The organism is Enterobacter cloacae complex sp. P6RS (assembly GCF_014982245.1).
Taxonomy (GTDB): Bacteria; Pseudomonadota; Gammaproteobacteria; order Enterobacterales; family Enterobacteriaceae; genus Enterobacter; species Enterobacter bugandensis.
Window position 1 is genome coordinate 175,565 of sequence record NZ_JADCLB010000020.1, and the last position, 21,054, is coordinate 196,618.

The following is a 21,054-nucleotide window of genomic DNA, read 5'->3' on the forward strand; positions in this document are numbered from 1 at the left end:
GATAACAATGCGTTAGAAAAATTTATCGCTCTGCGCGATACACCAGATCGCCACGCGGGACAGGCTGCGGCTGATGCCCCAGCCAGGTGTTAAAGCCTAATCGCCCATCGCTGCCGAGCGTGGTGCCCTGCACCGCGTCTTCACGCAGGATCACCCGTGTTTCCCATTCAAACTCAATTCCCGCGTACTGGCGCACCCAGTCGCGCAGCTCGGTGACCCACGCTTCGCCCGGCAGAAAGCGGTTGTACTCCTCCGCGCTCAGCGGGCCAATCTCGATACGAAACTTATGCTGCACGTCGCGGACGGCGACGCCGAGAAAAGCGGATTCCCCCATGCGCGGCATGCGGCGTCCTGCTCCCAGCTGCGCCTGCTCGCGGGTGGAGAGCGGCATCCACTGCGGCACGTTGCTCACCAGCTTAACCGGCGCTTTAAAATAGCTGCGCAGGATCTTCTCCAGCCCTTCCGGATCCCGCCCGTGGCGGGTCAGATGCCCGGCATGGCTAAAGCGGGCATGGGCGCTCAGGCTGCCCTTGTTCATCTGACCCGGCTGTCCCATGCCGATCAGCGACGCCAGGTAGCCCTCAAAGCGCTTATTGTCGGCACGATCGAGGGAAACGGCAGGCTGCGCATCCGCCCAGGCGCGGTAAAACAGCAGCGCCAGACGATGATGGAACAGATCGGCAAACGCGCTGAGGCTGGTGTCCTGGTGATGATGAATCCGCTCGCGGGCGTACTCGGTCATATGCACCGGCAGCGGGCCGTTCGGGCCAAACAGGCCAAAGCTGAGGATCGACACCTCATGCAGCCCGCTTTCTTCACGCTGTCGCACCTGGGCCAGCGTCGACGGCGCAAAGCTCATTGAGGGCTGCTGGCCAATGCGCAGCGGCTCAAATTTCGGCAGCGGCGCGCGTCCCAGCGGGTAGCGCTCGCCGCCCTGGGCATCAATGCGCCTTAACAGCTGAAACAGATCGTAGCGCCAGGGCGTCTCGCGGACCCCGTGCCAGAACGTATCCGGCAGCTTCGTCAGGCGATGCACGCGCAGCGGTGCGGTGGCAGCGTCACTCATACCAGCGCCCTTTTACCCATGCGCGGCGCCCAGTAGCCTATCTCGCCGCGCTGCTGACTCTTCAGGGTGAACTCGGTGAAGCTGTTGATGGAGACCAGACGGGCAAAAAGGCGCTCCATCACGCTGCCGAAAAGCCACGGGCTGGCGCCGGAAAACGCCCGCTCGTCCACCGTCAGGGTGATGCCAATTCCGCGAGCGAAAACGACCGGGCCGGGTTCAGGCACGCGGCGGTGTACCGGCTCCAGCACGCAGTGGCGAACCCCCTCCACCTGACGTGCAACCGGCGTTTCGGCCAGGTTGGCGTACAGACCTAACAGCTGGCGCAGCGCCGCTGCCCCCTCTTCATTTTCGCTGTCCATCAGGCTGAGGTAGTTCATCTGCAGCTGGCTGATGAGCCGCCAGGTGCTGAACCCTTCCGCCAGCGCCGGACGCGGCGGCGTCGGGCCTTTGCGCAGGGTTAACCCCTTCACCGGCATGGAGTCGGCCATAATGAACTGCCCGAGCTCCTGCTGGAGCATCAGCGGCAGGTCGCGGCTGGTACAGAGCACCTCGGCAGAGATGTAGCGCAGGTTTTCCTGCCACGGGGCATGCTGTTCATCCACCAGCGAGACAAAGACTTCCGAGCCGATATAGCCGGTACGGGTGCCGTAGCGCAGGGCGTGCTCGGAGAGCACGCGCTGTTCCCGGCGCAGGGAAAAATAGGCCCCGTAGTTGCCCGCGTCGCCGCTCCAGGTGCTCCAGAACGGACGAAACGTCTGGTCGTCGCGCTGGCCGTCGGCGCTGCCAAAAATTTTATTTACCGCATAAATTTCGTAGTCCAGCGGACGGATGTTATCGACCACCAGATGGTATTCATGCTGGCCTTCATTCAGCTTCTGCCGGGCCGCCACTTTCGGGAACAGGTTGATGACCGGCGTGCAGTGCAGCGCCAGATGGCTGGCGTCGACCACGCGCTCCAGCTGTTCATCCGACTTATCCAGCAGAATGAAGATATCGAAGGCTTTTTCGTTTTCGCAGCGCTGGATAAGCGTGCTCAGACCGCTCAGGCTGATAAAGCGGAAGCGGGCCGGAAACGCAAAATACTCCTGCAGCAGACGGTAGCCGTCAAAGTTGCGCAGATCGTCCGGGAGGAGCGCCTGGTCCGGCGCAAAGCCCTCCTGACGCAGCGCATCCGTTGCCAGCAGCTGTCGCTGCGGCTGCGGGCTGACCGTCTGGCAGACGATCCCGGCGTGGTGCTCCATCACCAGCTCCAGCAGCTTCAGCGCCTCAATGTCCGGGCCGCTAAGGAAAAACTCCAGCCGGTCAAAATTCAGGTGCCCAAGGTTTTGCGGGCCGTCGCAGGCAATGCGGATCCGCAAGGCGCTGTTGATCCCCCGCTGGCTTAAGCCGAGCTGCGCCAGCGGCAGGTCAGCGGGCACGCCGCCGAGCTCCACTTTGTCAATTTTCAGCGGCAGCAGATTGACCTCGTGCGCGGTGGTATAGCTGCAGGTTACGCCGGTCTTTTTCAGCGCCAGGCTGTCCATCATGGTGCCGCGCGGCACAATAAAGCCGTTGCTCAGATCGCCGCGGCTGCTGTCGGGCTCAATTTCCGCAATCGCCATTGAAGGGGTGGGCGCGAGGTAGTTCGGCGCGATCATCTCCAGCAGACGCTGGGAGAAACGCGGAAACTCCGCGTCCATTTTCATCTGCACGCGGGAGGTCAGAAACGCGAAACCTTCCATCAGGCGTTCGGTGTACGGGTCCGCCACTTCGATGCCGCGCATGCCCAACCGCCCGGCGACCTTCGGATAGCGTTCGGCAAACTCGGCCCCCATTTCGCGCAGGTAGGCCAGCTCACGGTTGTAATATTCGAGCAGTTTACTTTCCATGATTACCCCGCATCTTTCAGTTCAAAATGGCCGTTTTCCAGATCGACATCGGTGCGAAACAGAAACTCCAGCGGGTACGGCACACACCATAAGCGCCCTTTAATCTCGATGGAGAGCACGTTGTGCAGATCCAGCGAGGAGGTATCCGACACGCAGCGGACCTGCAGCCCCTGCGGCAAAATGCGCGGTTCAAAATTGATGATGGCCTCGGTGAGCTTGCGCTGAATATCGTGCCATTCGATATCCGACATTCTCTTCCCGGCCAGCGGCGCGACGCCGAAGTTAACCACCGAGCGGCTCACGTGCGGTAGCGCGCTTAAATCGCCGGAGGCATCGTGGTTGATGGTGTTAAACAGCCACTGCAAATCCCGCAGCACGTTACGACGCAGCGCGGCGTGGGTGATCAGGTTGCTGTTGGCCGGCTCGCGTTTTTTTTCCGGATCGTTATCGGTGAGGCGATCGAGCAGCGAAGGCTGCATTTTGTCGCGCGCCCCCACCTTCTCCTGCCTGCTGCGGGCTTGCCAGCCGCTGCGCAGCAGATCGCCTTCGCCAGCGGGATTACTCATCGTCTCCATCCATCGCAAACGACACGAGGCTTAACGACAGCAACGGGCTTTCGCTTTGCTCGCTGAGCCAGGCTTTCTGGCCCATCCCTTCGTACAGGGTGCCGTCCTCGTCGAGCGGCTGCCACTCGGTAGTGCGGCCCAGTTTGATCGCATCCGACGCATCGGCAGCAAACGGGTAACGCGCCGGGATCTGACATACCTGCTCCGTACCGTCAGTCAGGCGCACCAGCGCGTGACGCCAGACCAGATCGGTCACGCTGGCAGGCGCCTGGAAACGGATCTCGGCGATAGCGTTAAACGGCAGCCAGAAATAGCGGCCGTTCACGATGGTTTCGCACACCGGGCCGAGACGGGCATCGCCGTCCATCAGCCAGTCAAACGGCTGAGCCTCATCGTTTTCGAGGGTGATGTGACCGGGAGTGGCCTGCGCCTGGTCAAGCGCTTCAAGGCGCAGCGACCGGGCACGCTCACCCTCCTCGCGGAGCGCCGCGGCCAGGGTGGTCAGCCACGGCCACTGAGTTTCAGGCATGGCCGGACGCGCCTGCCCCGCCATCACCTGCGCGCGCTGCAGCTCACCCTGAATGGACTGCTCCAGCAGCGTGACGGTGGGTTTCGCCTGCGGCTTCAGCGCCAGCCAGCTTTTCAGCTGGGTCAGCGCGCGCGTCCCGTTGCCGCTGAGGATTAAAAACTGCACGAACGCGGCGCGGAGGTCTGCATCTGCCGGACGGGCTTTGATCTCCGCTTCAAGACGCGCCAGCGCGTCGTTGAGCGTTTCACCCGCCAGGTGTTGATAGAGCGTATTCATAGCCATTCCTTAATTCGCCGCGCGCCAGGCGCCCACTGCCGGATCGCGCAGCTGAGGACGCAGGGTATCAATCAGAACGATATTCAGCGGGGTGCCTGGGACAACCCAGGCGCTCCAGGTTTTCTTCACCGCCGCAATACGCGCCTGCAGTTTTGCATCGTCGCTGGCGGTCTCGCGGGAAATTTCTACCGCTACCGTGCCGTTGCTCTTCCAGCTGTTCAGGGTGCTGTCGTAAGGCAGGATCATCCAGCTCTGATCGCTGTCTGGCGTGCTGAATACCATGCGCTCTTTATTGACGGAGGTGATCAGTGCGTTTTCCGGATCGGCGCTCTGATTCAGCCCCATCACCGGGAAGCCGTGAATGTAGGTCACCGCCATCTCTTTCTGCCCGCCGTTGCGGGACTGAGAGATAACGGTGTGACCGCTCAGCCAGCTGCCGTTACCGCAGCGGGTGGTGTCAGAATCCGGAATAAAGAGCGCCGGAGCGGACGCGCCGCCCTCCCAGAAGGTGCGCAGGTGGCAGCCATCCTGCAGGGTAAACTCCTGCCACGGCGTGCGGTCGGCCGCAACGGTGCGGGAAGCCACGTTCTGATCGGGTGGCAGTAACGCGCCGCTGGCTGGGGTTGCGGTGACGGTCTCGGCAGGCGCGGCCTGCTGCTGTTTCACCACCAGCGCCCAGTCCTGCGCTTTAGCTGCCGTGCCCTGCGCCAGCGTCGTCCCCTCGGGATCGTTGAGCGTCCAGCTGAGTTTATTCACTTTGCTGCACTGGTGTTCCAGCAGCGAGCCAAGACGCGGCACAAAGTTTTCCAGCACGGAGACATCTTTCTTGCCGTTCGCCACAATGCGCAGCGCCACTTCTGGCTTACACCAGCTCTGCGGGGTGTTGTCTTTGATGTTGTCGATCCAGATATCCAGCTTCTGCGCAGGAGACTGCACGATGCGGAAATTTTCAGCCTGCGCGGTGGAGGTCGCCGCCAGAAGTGCCAAACCCGATAGCCAAAGTTTCATATCGTTCCTTGTGTGTCTAATCAGTTCCGCAGGGAAGAAATTGTGCTGCATCAGAGAGGGTGTGCAGCAAAGTGGTGTCCTGAGGGTTGCCCATCCATACCGCCAGGGCGGTATAGTTATCCTGCGCATTCCCCTCCTGCTCGCCATTCTTTTGAATGATTTGGTTCATTAAGGTCAGCCACTCCTGCGGCGTATTGACCATGTGCAGCGACTGCTTCATTTGCTCTTCGCTGACGCCGTGCCAGAACCCGTCGGTGCAGAGTAAAAAGGCATCGCCGTCTTCTACCTGCACCACGTCGCTGTAGCTCGCTTCCGGTCCGCCGTTTTCAATTCCCAGCGCCAGATAAAGCAGGTTGCTGTTGAGATCGTCCGTCTGATGCCCGGCATCCTTCATCTGCTGCACCAGACTGTGGTCCGTGGTGACGTGCCACAGCCACCCCCGGCGAAACAGGTACAGGCGGCTGTCGCCGGCATGCGCCCAGTACGCCAGCCCGTAATCCCGGTCAATGAAAAGGCTGACCAGCGTCGTGCCCATCCGGCGATAGTCCTGAACGGCCTGCTGTTCGCTCAGAATGGTGCGATTCGCCGTCTGCACGTAGTCACGGATATGCTGCGCGTTGAGGTGCTTGTCGCCATCGAAGCGGGAGATAATGCTGTTACGGGCCAGTTCCGCGGCGACTTCACCACCGGGCAGACCCGCGATGCCGTCGCAGACGACAAAGCAGGCTGAGCGTTCCCCTATGGTTTCTCCCGTCTGATCCTGGTTGCTGGCGCGCGTCCCCTGGCGGGAGAGAGAAGCGGTTGCGATATTCATTTGTCTTCCGATCCGCTCTGTGAGTCTTTGTACTGATTCACCTCCATGTCATACGCATGAAGGAAGGCTTCGCCGAACAGGGTGTGGAAGTCATCCTCAATCTCGCCCGCCGTCTCGCCATAGCTGCGAACAAAATAGTCCCACAGGGCGGCTTTGCGGCTGCCCGGCAGCGCCAGACGCGAGGTCATGCCGTTCTGCTTCGCCTGCTCCTCCAGCTGTTCCGGGTTAAAGGACTGCAGCATCGCGGCGATGATGGCGCGGATACCGGAGATCATCCCCAGCTGGTGCGCCTGCAGGTCGATCAGCGCATCGCGCACCGATTTGGTCGGCGGCATAAAGCCCGGCATCGGGGTGCCGAACATCTGAATTAAGACGGTTTTCCCGGTCGGCAACAGCTTGAACGGGTTGTTGGCATCGTCCAGCACCATGGTCATATCGGCTTTTACGCCGCGTTTCAGGATGGAGCGCGACGAGAGCAGCGCCACGGTGCCCTGCGAGAACATGCCGAGAATCTGCCCCAACTGACGCATATTTTCCCGGTCAAACTGCGGAACAGGCTGCATTTCGCTCAGGCCCATACCTTCAAGCAGCGCCTGCAGCAGCTCGCCCTGCAGCACTTCACCCTTCTCGCCGTTATTCGGGCTGGCGGTTGGGGATGCCGCGTTATTGACCGGGTCGATGCGCAGGCGCCCCTTCGGTGCCTGAGCGCTGCTGCGCGCAACGGCCTGCGGCGTAGGCATGGTGAAGCCTGCGTAATCCGGCCGCGCCGGCTCTTCTTCACGCGGCGTTTCCTGCGGCTCTGGGGCGAACAGCGGAGAATCGGCAAGCACGTCCTCTTCCTGCTCCGGTTCAGGCGTTGATGCTGGCTTTTCGTCTGCAATATCATCCGGGTGGGTTAACGGTGCTCCGCCCATCAGCCCGAGCGGGTCATCATTGCGCGCGGCTGGCGCGCTGGCCTTTCCACCGAACAGCGCCAGCGGGTCAAGCTCGTCCGCCGCGTCTTCTTTAGGGGCGGGTTGCCCCTCAACCGGCGGCACCAGCGTGGAAGGCGTCACATCGTCAAAAATGCTCTCTTTTTTGAACAGCGCTTCGTCGCTGAACAGGGTGTCCGGGTCGACGTTCTTGCGCTCAAGCGTTGGATCGCTGTCGTTGAACATCGCCAACGGATCTTCGGCATTACGCTCCGGCGCGGCGGGCTGGGAGAAGGGATCCTGTGAGGCCGCAGGCTGCGGTTTTGCTCGGTTGCTGGAGATGCTGTCGGAGATGGAGAACTCCTGCATCAGGCTGTCCCAGATTTCGGAAGGCACGGCGGTCGGTTCCGCCTTCCCGCGTGGCGCGGGGTTAGCAGGCTTCGCTTGCGCAGCGGGCGCAGCGGGTGCGGCTGTCGGACGCGCCTGCTGCTGCATGCTGGCCGCCATACGGCTCACCGGCTGTGTGTCGTGGATCAGTTCGGTCACTTCGATACGGTAGTCATCAATACCGAGAATGTCGCCATCCTGCAGTTCAACCTGACGTCCGCGCTCCAGCGGAATATCATTCAATACCACGCGGGTGACGCTGCCACGGTTGGTGACACGGCATTCGCCCTGAGCGTCAACGTGGACAATGGCCTGCAGACGCGAGATGGTGCGGTCATTGTCCGGCAATACCAGATTGTTATCCGTACCGCGCCCAATGGTGCCGCCCGGGGCGTAAAAATCACAGCTGCTTTGCGGCGGCTGATGACCGGGTTTCGTAGAAATAATCGTGAATCGCATGGCGTATTCCTGCTGGTATGATTAGCGCTCAAACGCTGCCGCTCTCGGGACGAGAACGGCGGCGTTTGGGGCCGCTTCCATTGCTTCTATTTTGCGGTTTTGAGCGGACGAATCGCGTCGCTGTTGGCGATTAAGCTGCACTTTAAAACCTGATATTGACCCGGTTCAGTACCGCCTATCTTCTCTTTCAGAGAAGAAACAATGATCTGGTCAGCTTTTTCAAAATTTTCAGCAGGGAGATTGCTTGCTTCCAGCCAGGCGGCCGCGCTGGCCTCTGCATCATCTTTCAGACTTTTACTGTCCGCGATCTTACTGATGCAACGGTTTTGCACCCAATTTTCAAAGATTTGTTGCTGAGAAAAAGCGCTGACGGCAGGCAGATTTTGGGCATAAACAGCAGAGGCATTGATAGCCAATACCAGAAGTAATAAACGTTTCATTTCAGGCTCCAGAAGGTGGCGTTGGTCGGAATAAACGAACCATTACCCGGTGAGCCGAGGAAATGGCAATCATCAGAGCAAATATTTCCATTCCAGAGTGTGACATGACCGGTTGCGTCGCTCCAGCCGTGCCCGGTAAAGATGATAATGCCTTGCTTGCCTGCAAATTGCGCAGGCGTTGGGGAAGAGACCGACATATCTGCATTGCCCAGTACCGTGGGTAGAAATGCAATCATATCTTTAACGCGGAACATATAGCGCTTTTTGTCGTTCCCGGTCACTGTCGCATATTTACTGTTAGAAGGGATCGGAATGCCACAGTAATTTAAAACGTAACTCATACGAATTGGGCAGGCATTTTTAAAAATACCGGCGTCGATATTATGCTGAACTTTTCCACCCAATAATTTGCCAACCTGTTCTACGTTTACGTTAACTTCTCTGAATCTGTTCCAGGCGGCACCAAAAGCAGGACGCATATGAGACATCTCGTTTCTCCTTGATAAGAAGCTCAGGGTAAAGTGAGCCCTTTCGGGCCCACTATTATTATGCTTCTTTATTTTCTTTGATATTCCAGCCAGCGCTGCTTTCAGCACCTTTACCACCCGACGTGGTCTGCTCCCAGTACTGCTGTTTCACTTTCGCAGCCTGGAATGCATAGGTCACACCCACGGTGTCGCCGTTGTCTGCACCGGTGTACTGAACGGAAGTCACCAGCACATCTTCCAGCGTAATGCGGGAGTATTCCACCTGCTGACCGCCCGCTTTACAGACGGACAGTTCAACCTTAGTCAGGTGTTTGCCGCTGGCGCAGTGTTTCAGGATAGCGGTGGTGGATTTGTCGATCAGCGCGTTAACGTGCAGGTCGTTAAAGTTAACTTTACCGGCACCGCCGCCACCGCCAACGCTCATATTACCTGGCTGGGAAGCGCCCCAGGAGAAGGAGGTAATATCAGTCCAGCCGGTGTGGTTAGAATCTTTAGATTCGCCCGTAACACCCTCGACCTTCAGAAACATATCAATAGCCATAATATCTACTCTTCGTGGATGAACAATATTGCTTTCGAAAAAGCACTTATATGGCAAACAGGAAAGCATGGGGCTGAATAAAACCGTCCATATTTTACCTCTGCCTCATATCAAATGACCCGTGTCATTTGACAGTCTTACATTCCTCCGAAATAACGGAATGAATGTGAAGTCATTATTACCGTTCCAGCCGTCTTTCTTGCCGGCCCGTGCAGATGTTGCTCTTACGCGTCTTTCGTCTTCAGCGACGGCAGTTTAGAAACCAGACGCAGAGAAACGGTCAGACCTTCCAGCTGGTAGTGTGGACGCAGGAAGAACTTCGCGGCGTAGTAGCCCGGGTTGTCTTCAATCTCCTGCACCTGAACTTCCGCAGCCGCCAGCGGTTTGCGGGACTTGGTCTCCTGGGAGGAGTTAGCCGGGTCACCGTCGACGTAGTTCATCACCCAGTCGTTCAGCCAGCGCTCCATCTCTTCGCGCTCGCGGAAGGAGCCGATTTTGTCGCGCACGATGCACTTCAGGTAGTGGGCAAAGCGGCAGCAGGCGAACAGGTACGGCAGGCGTGATGCCAGGCGCGCGTTGGCGGTCGCATCCGGATCGTGGTACTCCGCCGGTTTTTGCAGGGACTGCGCGCCGATGAAGGCGGCAAAGTCGGAGTTTTTGCGGTGTACCAGCGGCATAAAGCCGTTTTTTGCCAGCTCGGCTTCGCGACGATCGCTGATGGCGATCTCGGTCGGGCACTTCATGTCCACGCCGCCGTCATCGCTCGGGAAGGTATGGCACGGCAGGTTTTCCACCGCCCCGCCGGACTCCACGCCGCGAATCGAGGTGCACCAGCCGTACTCTTTGAAGGAACGGTTGATGTTGGCGGCCATCGCATAGGCCGCGTTCGCCCACGAGTAGCTGTTGTGGTTTGCGCCGTCGGTCTGCTCTTCAAAGTCAAAGCTGTCCACCGGGTTGGTGCGAATGCCGTACGGCAGGCGCGACAGGAAGCGCGGCATCACCAGCCCCAGATAGCGGGCGTCTTCGGATTCACGCAGTGAACGCCAGGCGGCGTATTCGGTGTTCTGGAAGATCTTGGTCAGATCGCGCGGGTTAGCCAGCTCCTGCCAGGACTCCATCTGCATCACGCCCGGCGCGGTACCGGTAATGAACGGACAGTGCGCCGCAGAGCCAATGCGCGCCATTTCCCCCAGCAGCTCAACGTCCTGCGGGCTGTGGTCGAAGTAATAGTCGCCGACGATGCAGCCAAACGGCTCGCCGCCGAACTGACCGTACTCCTGCTCGTAGATTTTCTTGAAGATCGGGCTCTGGTCCCAGCCCACGCCCTTGTAGCGTTTCAGGGTGCGGCCCAGCTCCTGCTTGGAGATGCTCATAAAGCGGATCTTCAGCATCTCGTCAGTTTCGGTATTGTTGACCAGGTAGCTCAGGCCGCGCCAGGCGCTCTCCAGCTTCTGAAACTCTTCGTGGTGAATGATCTGGTTCACCTGCTGGGAGAGCTGCTCGTCGATACCGGCAATCAGGTTCTGAATGGTGCGGTAGGTGTCGTTCGAGAAGGTGACGGTATTTTCCAGCGCCTGCTGCGCCAGGGTCTTGACCGCACTCTCCACGGCGGAACGCGCCTGATCGGTTTTCGGGCGGAACTCTTTGTTCAGCAGGGCGCTGAACTCATCCTGGCTGAACGCCTGACCCGCCTGCTGATCGTGTTGTTGAGTCTGGTTGCTCATCGATTATTCCTCGCTACCTTTCGCACTTTCGTCATTTTTTGGCAACTGGCTCAGGGATTTGAGCAGCGTCGGATCCTGGAGAATTTTTGCAATCAGCTCTTCCGCACCGTTTTTGCCGTCCATGTAGGTCAGCAGGTTAGAGAGCTGCGTGCGCGCCTCCAGCAGCTTGTTCAGCGGCTCAACTTTGCGGGCCACCGCGTCCGGCAGGAAGTCGTCCATGCTGTCGAAGGTCAGATCGACGTTGAGCTTACCTTCGCCGGTCAGGGTGTTATCTACCTGGAACGCCACGCGCGGCTTCAGCGCCTTCATGCGTTCATCGAAGTTATCGATGTCGATTTCCAGGAATTTACGCTCGTCGACGGCTGGCAGGTTTTCCACCGGCTTGCCAACCAGATCGGCCATAACGCCCATCACAAACGGCAGCTGAATTTTGCGTTCTGCACCGTAGATCTCTACGTCGTATTCGATCTGCACGCGGGGAGCACGGTTGCGTGCGATGAATTTCTGTCCACTGTTACTCATTGCCATGATGTTCTCCATCAAAGATGCGCGGTGAAGGTGAAACGGCAGACTCCATGCCTGTCGTCATAATGCCAGGACGCGTCATTCGCGGCGTCCAAAGATGTTTTCCAGTTGGTTAACGCCGTCTGGCGCCAGGTCGCGAATAATGTCCATAAAGTTAAGTTCTGACAGCCGCTGCACCCGTTCAATCATCAGCGGTGCGGGATGGCTTGGTTCGTACTGCGCGAAATACTGCTTCGCTTTTTCCAGCATTAGCTGCGCGTCGGCGCGGCTGGTAACCTGCACGCTGCGCCAGTCGGTGATCGGCTGAACGGGCTGCGCTGCCGCAGGCTGCGGCTCAGCGTGCTGTTCAGCCTGCGCTTCACGGTTCGGCAGCAGCTTGCTGATGTCGGTCACCTGACAGGCGCTGGCGACCAGCCCCACTGTTTTCATCAACTGTTCCATTTCCGGTACGCCGCTTTCACCGAGATGCCCGGTGAGCAGCTCGCGGATGGCCAGCAGCCGTTCGTTAATCACAATGACCGCTGCGGTCCCCGGCTGGTCGCCGCGGGCCAGTTCGTCAATCAGCCTCGGGCGACCGCCGGGATAGTCCGGACACTCGGTTTTACTGCCGTCCAGCAGCGCCTGGGCGTCACGCAGCGAAATTTCATCGCCGTTTGAACGCAGCAGCGAGGCGTTACGTACCGCGACGGTGAGCTCGGATTTATCGCTCAGCCCTGCCAGAGCGTTAATGCGATAGAACGGGTCGGTTTCGCCATACTCTTCCAGCAGCGGATAGAGCGGCTCCCAGTAGCGCGCGATCGCCTCCTGCACCACCAACAGCCCGTCCGCGTAGCCTGCAAGACCGCGACGGCGGGTCCAGGCGTGGGTTAACGCCAGCATCACGCGAAGATCTTTGGTGCGGCTCAGCAGGCTGGTAGCGAATTTTTCTACCGTGTTCCAGTCCGCAGGCTCTGCCGGGATGATGGTGTCGCCAAACTGCTGTTCCGCTTTGCCCTGACTGGCCTGGTTCATCGCCTGGAAGTCAGCGTCATATTCCAGATTGTCGCCACAGGGCTTGTCGGGACTTATTGGCGCGAGAAATTCTTCGATATTCATGAGATCCCTGCTTATTCAAACATAGGCGGATAGAGACCGTGACGCCCCGGGCGGGCGCCCCCTGCCGGGTCGAACAGCAGGGTAAAAAGCTGGCCGGTGAAGTTGCCACTGTGAACGTGGGTGTACAGCGGGTAACCGTCGCAGCGGTTGGTCCACCAGTAGCTGGTCTGACGCAGCGGGTCAAAGCACTCTGCCGCCTGCGGCCAGCCCAGCGTGCTTTGGCCGTCCTCGTCGTAGCCAATGACGTCGAGGATGTCAGAGCGCTTCTGCGGCTCGACGGGCTGCGGCGCCGGAATGGACATCAGCATCTCATCCAGCTGCGAGGCGGAAAAACTGTTACGCACCGCGTGCAGCCCCAGACGACCAATTTGCTGATACCAGCTCTCCGCCTGGCTGAGCAGGCTGGTCGACCACTCTGACGGGGCGAAGCTCAGCTGAATGCAGACCGGGTACTGTCGGCCAACGCTGTCGCGGCCGGGCAGCAGGCAGCCCATCTGGATCATCTGGCTGCCCAGCATCGGCGGGACGACGAAGTTCCAGACCGGAGCTTTGGTGAACTGGCGCTCGCCGCTGCGCTGCTCTTCCTGCTGCCAGGCCAGCAGGCCAACCTGAAACCAGTGCGACCACTGGCGCTGTAAGGTGTCAGGAAAGCGACGCTGCAGGAAATCTCCGGCGCTGGGTAATTTGCCATACCAGCTGTAGCGGTTCATCGCAGGGGTATTCGTCATACGGCTGTCCTTGCGGTTATGGGCATGAAAAACGGGGAAGCTGGAACGGGTTGCGGATGCTGTTCGGCGCAAACTCCAGCGTGACCTGATGTCCGTCGACGTTGAAGGTGGCCTGACGGCTCAGGCTACCCGCGCCCGGACTGGTGCTCGCTTTGTCAAAAAAGCGGTTTAACGCCCAGGAGCCGTTGGTCACAAGCGTCGCGGTGCTGCCGTTAGCCAGACCCAGCTGCATACGGACCTGGTTGGTGCCGCCCGGCCCCGGCCAGTTCATGATCTGCACCGCCTGCGGACCGTGGCTGTAACGCAGCAGCTGGCCGTCGACATCCAGCGTCAGGTTCAGAATGGTGTTATCCATTCGCACGGTGCGAACCGTCACCTTGAAGGACGGCGTGGTTGCGCCGTTAGCAAAGAAGGCGTCGCGAATCGACTGGGCCTGCTGGAACGGCCTCAGCAGCCCTTCGCTGCCCGGCAGGGTTTTACCGTCGATACCCGGCATAAAGCGCCAGTTTGCCTGCGTCGTATCCACTTTGCTGGTCAGGTTGTCGCGAAAGAAGGTATCCATCAGCCCGGTGCCCGGCGCGAACATGCGGGCGAGATCGTCCGGGGTGACCTCAGTGCTGGCGCTGCGCACCAGCGGGTAGCGACCCGCTATCGCCTGACGGCAGAAACCGCCGACTTCAACGTTGATCCGCTTACGCACGTTTTCCAGATCGCGGCGCTGGGTATCGCTGCTGGCCCCCACCGCCATGTTGCTGAACATGGTTTGCAATCCGCCCGGCAGTCGACCGGCGCTGGCCTGCAGACGGCTGATCGCCTCGCCGCCCGGCGCCGGCATACCGCTGTTGGCGGCGTCCTGCACGGCGGTCAGGTAACGATAAAGCTCGTCCACCTGCTTAAGAAAATCGTCAAACACGATGGTCTTGCCACCCTTTTCCAGCGGCTGGGCCAGCTCAATCATCGGCGCGTAGTGGTCCGTCACCAGCTGCTCCGGCGCCTGAGTAATCGCGGCGGCCTGCGTCGGGGAATTGTCATTATTGCTAAACAGCGCTTCCAGCGTGCGGGTGGCGCGGTTGCTCTGCGCCTGCGCTTTATCGGCATCTTCCGGTGCCGGGGTATCCCGGGAGAGCGTCAGCACCTGGCTCAGGTTCTGCACCAGACGGCGCAGGGGCGAGTTTGCGCCAGAGAGCAGGCGCGCAGTGTTGATGCGCTGGGAGAGATCGGCGCTGTTGTTAAGCTGGATGTCGGCGAGAAAGCGATCCCAATTCGCGATAAAGTCGCGCATGTAGAGCTGACGTACGGCGTTATCGATCTGCTGTTTATCTTCCTGCGCGGTCGCGGCGCCCAGCACCCAGGCGTCGTCTTCATGCAGGGCGGTCGTTACGCTGTCAATCTGGCTGTTAAAGCTTTTCCAGTAACCGTCCGGCGTATAAAGACCCGGCACCCCTTCGCTCACCGGCTTACCGCTTTTGCGTGAAAACACCAGCTCGCTCTGTGGCCCGCCCAGGTCGGAAAGGGAGACCGGTTTGAGGTTGTCGTCATGTTCCAGCAGGCGCTTCAGGCGACCGTAGACGCGGGTTGAAAGCGGCTGCTGGCCGATCAGCGCTCTTTCACGCCCCACCAGGGATTCGTCCTGCGCGTACGGCGAGGCCTGAATTTTCGGCTCCAGCAGTTGGGTGAGATGCCATTCGAGCTGCTGCAGCTGCGCCTTCGTGACGTTTTGCGGCAGGTTGCGCTGCAGGTTGAGCATCACCCAGGAGTGCAGGAATTTGCCGTCGTAGTGCTTCGGCTGATAGAGCATCTGATAGGCTTTCAGCGCCTCGTAGCTGTACTCCACGTCGCTGCCGTTATCGTTGCGCAGCCAGGTGGTGATGTGCATAGCAACGGCGGGCAACAGCAGCTGATCCAGCGCCTTCTGGTACAGGGACTGCGAAGCATCGCTGACGTCATCCCCACGGTAAAGCCCCATGCGGCGGGAGACTGGCGGATCGTTGACATCAAACGCGTCGCTTTTCGGCAGGTCCACCAGGCCATTCAGCAATGGCAGCAGATCGAACAGGTCACGCTGCGGCTGGTTCTGCAACGCTTTGCTCTGCTGGTCCAGCAGCGGCACCTTCGCATCCACCTCTTCCAGATAGGCCTTGTTTTTAGCATAGCTGGTGAGCCACAGCCCGCCGAGGATCGCCAGCAGGGCCAGCAGCGCCACGTAGCCGGACCAGATCACCGCCCGGTTGCGCAGTTCCCACCAGCGGTTTTCCCCGGCGATCCCGGCTTCCTGGAAAATAACGTTTTGCAGCAGGTTCTTGATGAAGAAACTCTGGCCCTTCGCGCCCGGTATTGGGGCTTCTTTACTGACCGAATCCCAGTTATCGCGCTCTGCCCCTTCCGGCAGGGAGAGCGCGCGGTTCAGTTCGCCCATTACGCGGTCAAACGGCATGCCTTCCTGCGTCCCGCTGGCGAAGTAGATCCCGCGCGGTGAGAACTCAGTTTCGAAGTTGGAGCGCGCAAAGACCGTGCTCAGGTAGTCCGCCAGCAGCGGACGCAGCGCAGCGAACTCCTGTGGGAAGAGATACGCTTCGGCGCGGGTTTTCGCGTCATGCTCTTTGAGCATGGTTTCCGGCAGCCCGGCATCAAGACGCTGCTGCAGCAGAGAAAATTCCTGCTGGAAGTTGCCCATCAGGTCGTAATCGGCGTGTTTGGTCTGCTCCCACGGCAGCGTGAAGCCCCAGATCTGGTCGCGCTGCGCTTTATCGTAGTCGGCAAACCAGGCGCGGAAACCTTTGAGAAGGTCGGCCTTGGTCACCATCACGTACACCGGGAAGCGGATACCCAGCTGTTCATGCAGCTCGGACAGGCGCTGGCGCAGATTTACCGCCTGCTGGCGGGACGCCTCGGCAGACTGGGTCAGCAGGTCCGAAATGCTGATCGTGACGATGACGCCGTTGATCGGCTGGCGGCGACGGTACTTGCGCAGTAACCCCATGAACTGCAGCCACTCACCGGCATCCTGCGCCTGCTCGCTCTCCTGGGTGGTATAGCGACCCGCGGTGTCCAGCAGCACGGCCTCGTTGGTGAACCACCAGTCGCAGTTGCGCGTGCCGCCAATACCGCGCAGCGCGGTCTTACCGAAACGGTCGGCCAGCGGGAACTGCAGCCCGGAGTTCACCAGCGCCGTGGTTTTACCTGAGCCCGGCGCGCCGATAATGACGTACCATGGCAGCTGATAGAGATATTGCGTGCTGAAGCGCTGGGTCCACTGAGCGCCCTGGCCCGCTTTGCTGAAGTGCGCTTTTTTAAGCATCTGCGCGGCTTCATCAAAACGGCTGGCGAGGATCTGCTCCTCACTGTTCAGGCGCTGCTGCGGATCCGCCGCCTCCGGGCTGGTGGTGTTCTCGTTGAGCTTGTCCATCAGCTTGCGGTTCAACCAGGCGTTATAAAGGCGCGGCAGAATATGGCCCTGCGCCCACAGCAGGTAGACCACGGCGATACTGATGATGCGGTTCTGTTCGGATTCGAGCGGTCGGGTGTCCACGATGGACAACAGCGGGCCAATCATCCAGATCACCGCCGCCAGCGCCGTTACGCCGAGGAAGCTCCACAGAATGCGGTTGGTCAGAATGGAAAGAAGTGTAGTCAGCATCCTTAGTTTCCTTGCGGCAATCCGTTCAGCTCGGCCTGGGTGTTTTCAGGCGACACCAGCAGAGTAATTTCCACACGGCGGTTACGGGCGCGGTTTTCCGGCGTCGTGTTCGGCGCCACCGGGTTAATCTCGCCCCGCCCTTCCGCCTTCACGCGGCCAGGCTGAGAGAGGCTTCCCTGCAGCATTTTCTGTACGGAGCGCGCGCGTTCCAGTGAGAGCTCGTAGTTAGAGGCAAAGCGCGCGCTGCGGATCGGCACGTTATCGCTGTAGCCCACCACCAGAATTTTGCCGCTGACGTTGTTCATCGCCTGCGCAATGCGGTTGATGACCGGTTCATAGCGGTCGCGCACGACGGTCGAGGCGGAGGCAAACAGCCCATCGCCCTTCAGGATCACGACACTGCGATCTGCCTGGTCTTTTACCGCCACCAGGCCCGCCTCAATTTCAGGCTTCAGGAAGCCGCGCAGGTTAAGCACTGCGGGCAGCTGACGCGCTGGCTGCTGGATGGTGGTTTCCGGCAGCTGGGACTGATAAATCTTCGCCAGCACCGGGTTGGTGTTGTCGCCAAGGCGCCAGTTAAGCACGATGTAAAACAGGCAGGCGATAAACCCGGCCAGCGCCACGCAGGCCCACAGGGGAACCATCGGCCGCCAGAGCTTGCGCAGCACCGGACGATCTTCCGGATGGGGAGAAAGCGGCGGCGGATAGCTGCCGCGCACGCCGCGGATCATTTGCCACAGCCGCTGCTTGATGGTTTCAAGCTGGGTGCGGCCATTGTCCAGCACCCGATAGCGCCCCTCGAAGCCGAGCAGCAGGCAGTAGTTGATCATCTCCAGCAGCAGGATATGCTCGCGCGGGTTCTGCGACAGGCGCGCCAGCAGCTGGAAGAACTTTTCGCCGCCCCAGGTTTCGTTATGGAACGTCACCAGCAGGCCATTGCTGGACCAGACGCCGCTGCTGCCCCAGGGAGTCAGCGCGGCGGCCTCGTCCAGCGCCGTGCACAGGCAGTAGCGTGCCCCGACGATCACTTCGTAGGGCAGCCCCGCCTGCTGGCAGCGGACTTCAAAACGGCGAATCTCATCGATCAGGCGCTGGCGTAACGCCACCTGATCGTCATGTGATACCGAATGACGGATCTGCGGAATCGCGTTGAGCAGCGGATTGGCGGCCGCCACCAGCTGATTGTTGCTACTGGCTCCGGTAAACGCGGCATCACTGCCGCTATCCTGTCGTTCCTGCATATTAAGCGCTCGCTTTATTATTCTGTCGGGCTACGGATGGCCCAAAACTCCATATCCAGCCCCGGGAACTCCCCTGCAAGGTGCAGGGCGAATGCGCCGGACTTATCCATCTCGTGCCACAGCTCGCTGCCCTTCTCCAGCTCGAAGTAGCTGTAGCCGGCATGCCACGGGATCTGCGGCGGCGCGACCGGCATGGCGCGCAGCATAATGCCCGGCAGCTGCAGCTGAACCAGATCGCGAATTTTCGAGACCGGGGCAATTTTCATCTGCGCCGGGAAGTGGGTTTGCAGGTGTTCGCCCGGCACGTTGGCTTTCACCGCCAGCACGAAGCCAAATTCGCGCACCATGCTGGTTTCAGGAACAGTGGCGATGTTCAGGCCATGCGAGCGCTCGTTAAGCGGCAGCTGAATGGCGTGGTCTTCCATCACCAGCGACAGCCCCTGGCGCAGCATCAGCATCAGCTTGCTGAAGCAGTTCGCCAGATCGTCGTGATCGTAGATCGGCAGCACGCTCTCGGTGGTGCGCTGCGACGTCCAGGTCGTGAGCTCGGTGGCAAACGGCAGCCAGCTGCGCCAGAGCGTTTCCGGGTGCAGCAGCGGCAGCGTTTTTAAATGTGAAACCTCGCCCAGATGACGGTTCACGAGCGAAAGCAGCGTAAATTCAATCAGTTCAGAGGTGTTAAAGCGGCCAGGCTGACGCAGGCGGCCGCCAATCTGCTGGCTGCGCTGCACCAGCAAACCGTGCAGATCGTTGATCATGCTGTAGATCTGCGGGCTGTTATTGGCGTTCAGCATCGGCGGGATGTAGCTGTTATCCAGCCGCACGTGGTTGTCGTTGCGTTTTTCAGTCACAAACGCCACGCCGATGGATGTCCATTCTGCCGTGAGGTCTTTTTCCAGCATCAGCGTCAGGCGCAGGCGGCCAAACTGGACGGTGGCATCCCCCACCGACATGGCGTTATCGTCCTCCACCTCCTGCTCAAACGCGACGAAGCGGGCCAGCGAGGCAGGCTCTTCGCTGAAAATCACCTCTTCCCGCTCGCCACGACGAACCGGCAGCGCGAGCACCACCTTTTCGTTGGTGAGATTGTCAGGAATTTTTAGCGGCGCGGGACCATTGCGTCCGTTGCGGACCTGGAAAAAGGTGCCGTCCGGCAGTAACCCGCTGCAGTAGCTCAGGGCAATGCAGCCCTGGCGAAGCATCGCTTCGTCCAGTTCTACGTCGAGAAAGCCCCAGAGATAGGAACGCTGCAGCGCACCCCACTCACGAACATGGTTGAGCAGATAACTTTCAGTCCGCTGAAAATGGTGTGGACGCAGGAACATGCCTTCGGTCCAGACGACCTTTTCTGCTTTGGTCATGATGATGTGTTTCCTGTTGTGAAGCGCGTTACTGGCTGATGACCCGAATGCCGTTTACGTCGAGAAAAACGTTGGCCTGGAGTTCATCCGCGGACCATTTCCAGAACTGGTAGATATGATTTTCGCCTGGCACAGGCAGCGGGAGTGAAACGCGCCATTTTTTACCGTCCAGCTTCTGATATTCCGCCATCACGCCGATATAACGCGCCTCAGGATCGCTCTGACCGCTGAGGGTTTTGGACAGCTGTCCCGGCATCAGGAAGAAAACGTCGCTGTTCAGCAGATTCGCGCCAAGCGTTGCTGACGCGTTGTTCTGCAGGGAATAGAAGTCGCTGGACATGAAATCCGCATCGGATTTCAACAACAGCACCCGGACTTTAAGTGGCGCAGAATCATTGATTTGTGGATGAGCCTGAAACTGCAGATTGTAGCGGGAAGGGTCGCTGTGTGAAGACGACGTACAACCACTGACAAGGGCGAAAATCGCCGCGTAAAAGACTAACCACAGCCGATGAAACTTTTTATTATTCATAAAAATACGCCCACGAAAGCCGTTTAGTTCAGGATCCAGGTACCGTTAGCGCTGTCTTTGCAGGCTTTGCTGTTGCCATCCACATCGACGCAGGTCGCTTTTTTACGCACCTTAGGACGAATGGCCTGTTTGCGGACGGTGGCTTCGTACTGGTCGGCTTTGATAACGGCACGCATCGGGACGTAGCCAATCAGCTGGTCGTTCCCCTCATCGGCGAGCGCCATCCAGTAGTGTTCAACCTGCCCCAGCACTACATAGGTTTTTCCGGTTTCCAGCGTACGGATAACCTTTCCGCCAAAATCAGGACGGCTCATCAGGGAGGCCGGGTACATGGCACGATAAGGCTCGTTGAGCTGGGTGAATTCCGTTGGCGGCACCACGGCGTGACGGTGGGTCAGGGTGACACCGTTGACCTGGCTGGTCACGATCGTGTCGTCGGTGATTGCCGGTTTCTGTGGCGCTTTACAGCCCGCCACCGCCATTACAAACAGAAGTGAAAACAGTACGCGCATTTTCATATGCTTTTCCGTAGCGATATTTTGATGATGGAGATAAGGGGATGAAATTTGACTTAGGTGCTATTGTTAAAATAGTCAGGATAATTTCGGGGTGTTACTAATTTAAAGACATAGCTACCGCATGAGCCCTTCAGAATAAGGCCCAGCGTCTTCCTGACATATTTTGACAAACGGTAAACAAGTTTACATGAGCTTTGCTTCAATTCAATATTTACCGCAGCGTAAGTGGTGGTAATTGAAGCAGCCGAAACATTATAGGATTAATCTGATAAAAAAACCCGACATGGCCTGGATCTACTTATTTCAACACCTGATAATGATATAACACACTGTTATTAAA

19 protein-coding genes are annotated in these 21,054 nt (G+C 59.3%); all 19 read right to left on the minus strand.

The window, feature by feature from the left end; genetic code table 11:
- Nucleotides 1-22 precede the first annotated feature (22 nt).
- A complete protein-coding gene (gene tssG, locus INF73_RS14560) occupies nt 23-1,066 on the minus strand; it encodes a type VI secretion system baseplate subunit TssG (protein WP_192987244.1) in 1,044 nt (347 codons plus the stop codon).
- Nucleotides 1,063-2,934, minus strand: a complete 1,872-nt coding sequence (tssF, locus tag INF73_RS14565) for a type VI secretion system baseplate subunit TssF (RefSeq protein WP_045260272.1) — start codon at nt 2,932-2,934, stop codon at nt 1,063-1,065. The genes tssG and tssF overlap by 4 nt, the downstream gene beginning before the upstream one ends.
- A 2-nt stretch (nt 2,935-2,936) precedes the next feature.
- Nucleotides 2,937-3,500 carry a type VI secretion system baseplate subunit TssE gene (gene tssE, locus INF73_RS14570; protein WP_028013485.1) on the minus strand — a complete coding sequence of 188 codons (564 nt, stop codon included), beginning with the start codon at nt 3,498-3,500 and terminating at the stop codon, nt 2,937-2,939.
- The gene (locus INF73_RS14575; RefSeq protein WP_059358135.1) at nt 3,493-4,305 is read right to left on the minus strand and encodes a type VI secretion system accessory protein TagJ; all 813 of its coding nucleotides are present in this window, start codon (nt 4,303-4,305) and stop codon (nt 3,493-3,495) included. Before INF73_RS14575 ends, tssE begins: the two co-directional genes overlap by 8 nt.
- Before the next feature lie 9 nt (nt 4,306-4,314).
- Complete coding sequence (locus tag INF73_RS14580) at nt 4,315-5,313, minus strand: hypothetical protein (protein WP_059358136.1); 999 nt, start codon at nt 5,311-5,313, stop codon at nt 4,315-4,317.
- Nucleotides 5,314-5,329: 16 nt separating this feature from the next.
- Complete coding sequence (locus INF73_RS14585) at nt 5,330-6,127, minus strand: PP2C family serine/threonine-protein phosphatase (protein WP_023336024.1); 798 nt, start codon at nt 6,125-6,127, stop codon at nt 5,330-5,332.
- A complete protein-coding gene (gene tagH, locus INF73_RS14590) occupies nt 6,124-7,884 on the minus strand; it encodes a type VI secretion system-associated FHA domain protein TagH (RefSeq protein ID WP_059358138.1) in 1,761 nt (586 codons plus the stop codon). The genes INF73_RS14585 and tagH overlap by 4 nt, the downstream gene beginning before the upstream one ends.
- A gap of 86 nt (nt 7,885-7,970) precedes the next feature.
- Nucleotides 7,971-8,324 carry a T6SS amidase immunity protein Tai4 family protein gene (locus INF73_RS14595; RefSeq protein WP_048960690.1) on the minus strand — a complete coding sequence of 118 codons (354 nt, stop codon included), beginning with the start codon at nt 8,322-8,324 and terminating at the stop codon, nt 7,971-7,973.
- Nucleotides 8,321-8,812 (minus strand): type VI secretion system amidase effector protein Tae4, encoded by a 492-nt coding sequence (locus tag INF73_RS14600; protein ID WP_023330611.1) that lies wholly within the window; start codon nt 8,810-8,812, stop codon nt 8,321-8,323. Before INF73_RS14600 ends, INF73_RS14595 begins: the two co-directional genes overlap by 4 nt.
- A 58-nt stretch (nt 8,813-8,870) precedes the next feature.
- Nucleotides 8,871-9,353 (minus strand): type VI secretion system tube protein Hcp, encoded by a 483-nt coding sequence (locus INF73_RS14605; protein WP_008502640.1) that lies wholly within the window; start codon nt 9,351-9,353, stop codon nt 8,871-8,873.
- 224 nt (nt 9,354-9,577) lie between these two features.
- Entirely contained in the window at nt 9,578-11,077 is a 1,500-nt protein-coding gene (gene tssC / locus INF73_RS14610) for a type VI secretion system contractile sheath large subunit (RefSeq protein ID WP_006810956.1), read from the minus strand.
- Nucleotides 11,078-11,080: 3 nt separating this feature from the next.
- Entirely contained in the window at nt 11,081-11,605 is a 525-nt protein-coding gene (gene tssB, locus INF73_RS14615; RefSeq protein ID WP_008502644.1) for a type VI secretion system contractile sheath small subunit, read from the minus strand.
- A 75-nt stretch (nt 11,606-11,680) separates the two neighbouring features.
- Complete coding sequence (gene tssA / locus INF73_RS14620) at nt 11,681-12,697, minus strand: type VI secretion system protein TssA (RefSeq protein ID WP_193541639.1); 1,017 nt, start codon at nt 12,695-12,697, stop codon at nt 11,681-11,683.
- A gap of 11 nt (nt 12,698-12,708) precedes the next feature.
- On the minus strand, nt 12,709-13,425 hold the full coding sequence (tagF, locus tag INF73_RS14625) for a type VI secretion system-associated protein TagF (RefSeq protein ID WP_028013492.1): 717 nt from the start codon (nt 13,423-13,425) through the stop codon (nt 12,709-12,711).
- Between the two features lie 16 nt (nt 13,426-13,441).
- Nucleotides 13,442-17,062 carry a type VI secretion system membrane subunit TssM gene (gene tssM, locus INF73_RS14630; protein ID WP_193541641.1) on the minus strand — a complete coding sequence of 1,207 codons (3,621 nt, stop codon included), beginning with the start codon at nt 17,060-17,062 and terminating at the stop codon, nt 13,442-13,444.
- A gap of 2 nt (nt 17,063-17,064) precedes the next feature.
- Entirely contained in the window at nt 17,065-18,303 is a 1,239-nt protein-coding gene (locus tag INF73_RS14635) for a DotU family type VI secretion system protein (RefSeq protein ID WP_028013493.1), read from the minus strand.
- Nucleotides 18,304-18,320: 17 nt separating this feature from the next.
- Nucleotides 18,321-19,664 (minus strand): type VI secretion system baseplate subunit TssK, encoded by a 1,344-nt coding sequence (gene tssK / locus INF73_RS14640; RefSeq protein WP_041909533.1) that lies wholly within the window; start codon nt 19,662-19,664, stop codon nt 18,321-18,323.
- A gap of 28 nt (nt 19,665-19,692) precedes the next feature.
- Entirely contained in the window at nt 19,693-20,196 is a 504-nt protein-coding gene (tssJ, locus tag INF73_RS14645; RefSeq protein ID WP_028013495.1) for a type VI secretion system lipoprotein TssJ, read from the minus strand.
- Nucleotides 20,197-20,219: 23 nt separating this feature from the next.
- On the minus strand, nt 20,220-20,714 hold the full coding sequence (locus INF73_RS14650) for a hypothetical protein (RefSeq protein ID WP_028013496.1): 495 nt from the start codon (nt 20,712-20,714) through the stop codon (nt 20,220-20,222).
- Nucleotides 20,715-21,054 lie beyond the last annotated feature (340 nt).

Excerpts from the sequence above, each read along its gene's own strand:
- INF73_RS14585 (WP_023336024.1), bottom strand. The coding sequence starts at position 6,127 with ATGAATATCGCAACCGCTTCTCTCTCCCGCCAGGGGACGCGCGCCAGC.
- INF73_RS14580 (WP_059358136.1), bottom strand. The coding sequence starts at position 5,313 with ATGAAACTTTGGCTATCGGGTTTGGCACTTCTGGCGGCGACCTCCACC.
- tagF (WP_028013492.1), bottom strand. The coding sequence starts at position 13,425 with ATGACGAATACCCCTGCGATGAACCGCTACAGCTGGTATGGCAAATTA.
- tssG (WP_192987244.1), bottom strand. The coding sequence starts at position 1,066 with ATGAGTGACGCTGCCACCGCACCGCTGCGCGTGCATCGCCTGACGAAG.
- tagH (WP_059358138.1), bottom strand. The coding sequence starts at position 7,884 with ATGCGATTCACGATTATTTCTACGAAACCCGGTCATCAGCCGCCGCAA.
- tssF (WP_045260272.1), bottom strand. The coding sequence starts at position 2,934 with ATGGAAAGTAAACTGCTCGAATATTACAACCGTGAGCTGGCCTACCTG.
- tssK (WP_041909533.1), bottom strand. The coding sequence starts at position 19,664 with ATGACCAAAGCAGAAAAGGTCGTCTGGACCGAAGGCATGTTCCTGCGT.
- tssA (WP_193541639.1), bottom strand. The coding sequence starts at position 12,697 with ATGAATATCGAAGAATTTCTCGCGCCAATAAGTCCCGACAAGCCCTGT.
- INF73_RS14575 (WP_059358135.1), bottom strand. The coding sequence starts at position 4,305 with ATGAATACGCTCTATCAACACCTGGCGGGTGAAACGCTCAACGACGCG.
- INF73_RS14605 (WP_008502640.1), bottom strand. The coding sequence starts at position 9,353 with ATGGCTATTGATATGTTTCTGAAGGTCGAGGGTGTTACGGGCGAATCT.
- INF73_RS14595 (WP_048960690.1), bottom strand. The coding sequence starts at position 8,324 with ATGAAACGTTTATTACTTCTGGTATTGGCTATCAATGCCTCTGCTGTT.
- tssE (WP_028013485.1), bottom strand. The coding sequence starts at position 3,500 with ATGAGTAATCCCGCTGGCGAAGGCGATCTGCTGCGCAGCGGCTGGCAA.
- INF73_RS14600 (WP_023330611.1), bottom strand. The coding sequence starts at position 8,812 with ATGTCTCATATGCGTCCTGCTTTTGGTGCCGCCTGGAACAGATTCAGA.
- tssC (WP_006810956.1), bottom strand. The coding sequence starts at position 11,077 with ATGAGCAACCAGACTCAACAACACGATCAGCAGGCGGGTCAGGCGTTC.
- tssJ (WP_028013495.1), bottom strand. The coding sequence starts at position 20,196 with ATGAATAATAAAAAGTTTCATCGGCTGTGGTTAGTCTTTTACGCGGCG.
- tssM (WP_193541641.1), bottom strand. The coding sequence starts at position 17,062 with ATGCTGACTACACTTCTTTCCATTCTGACCAACCGCATTCTGTGGAGC.
- tssB (WP_008502644.1), bottom strand. The coding sequence starts at position 11,605 with ATGGCAATGAGTAACAGTGGACAGAAATTCATCGCACGCAACCGTGCT.
- INF73_RS14635 (WP_028013493.1), bottom strand. The coding sequence starts at position 18,303 with ATGCAGGAACGACAGGATAGCGGCAGTGATGCCGCGTTTACCGGAGCC.
- INF73_RS14650 (WP_028013496.1), bottom strand. The coding sequence starts at position 20,714 with ATGAAAATGCGCGTACTGTTTTCACTTCTGTTTGTAATGGCGGTGGCG.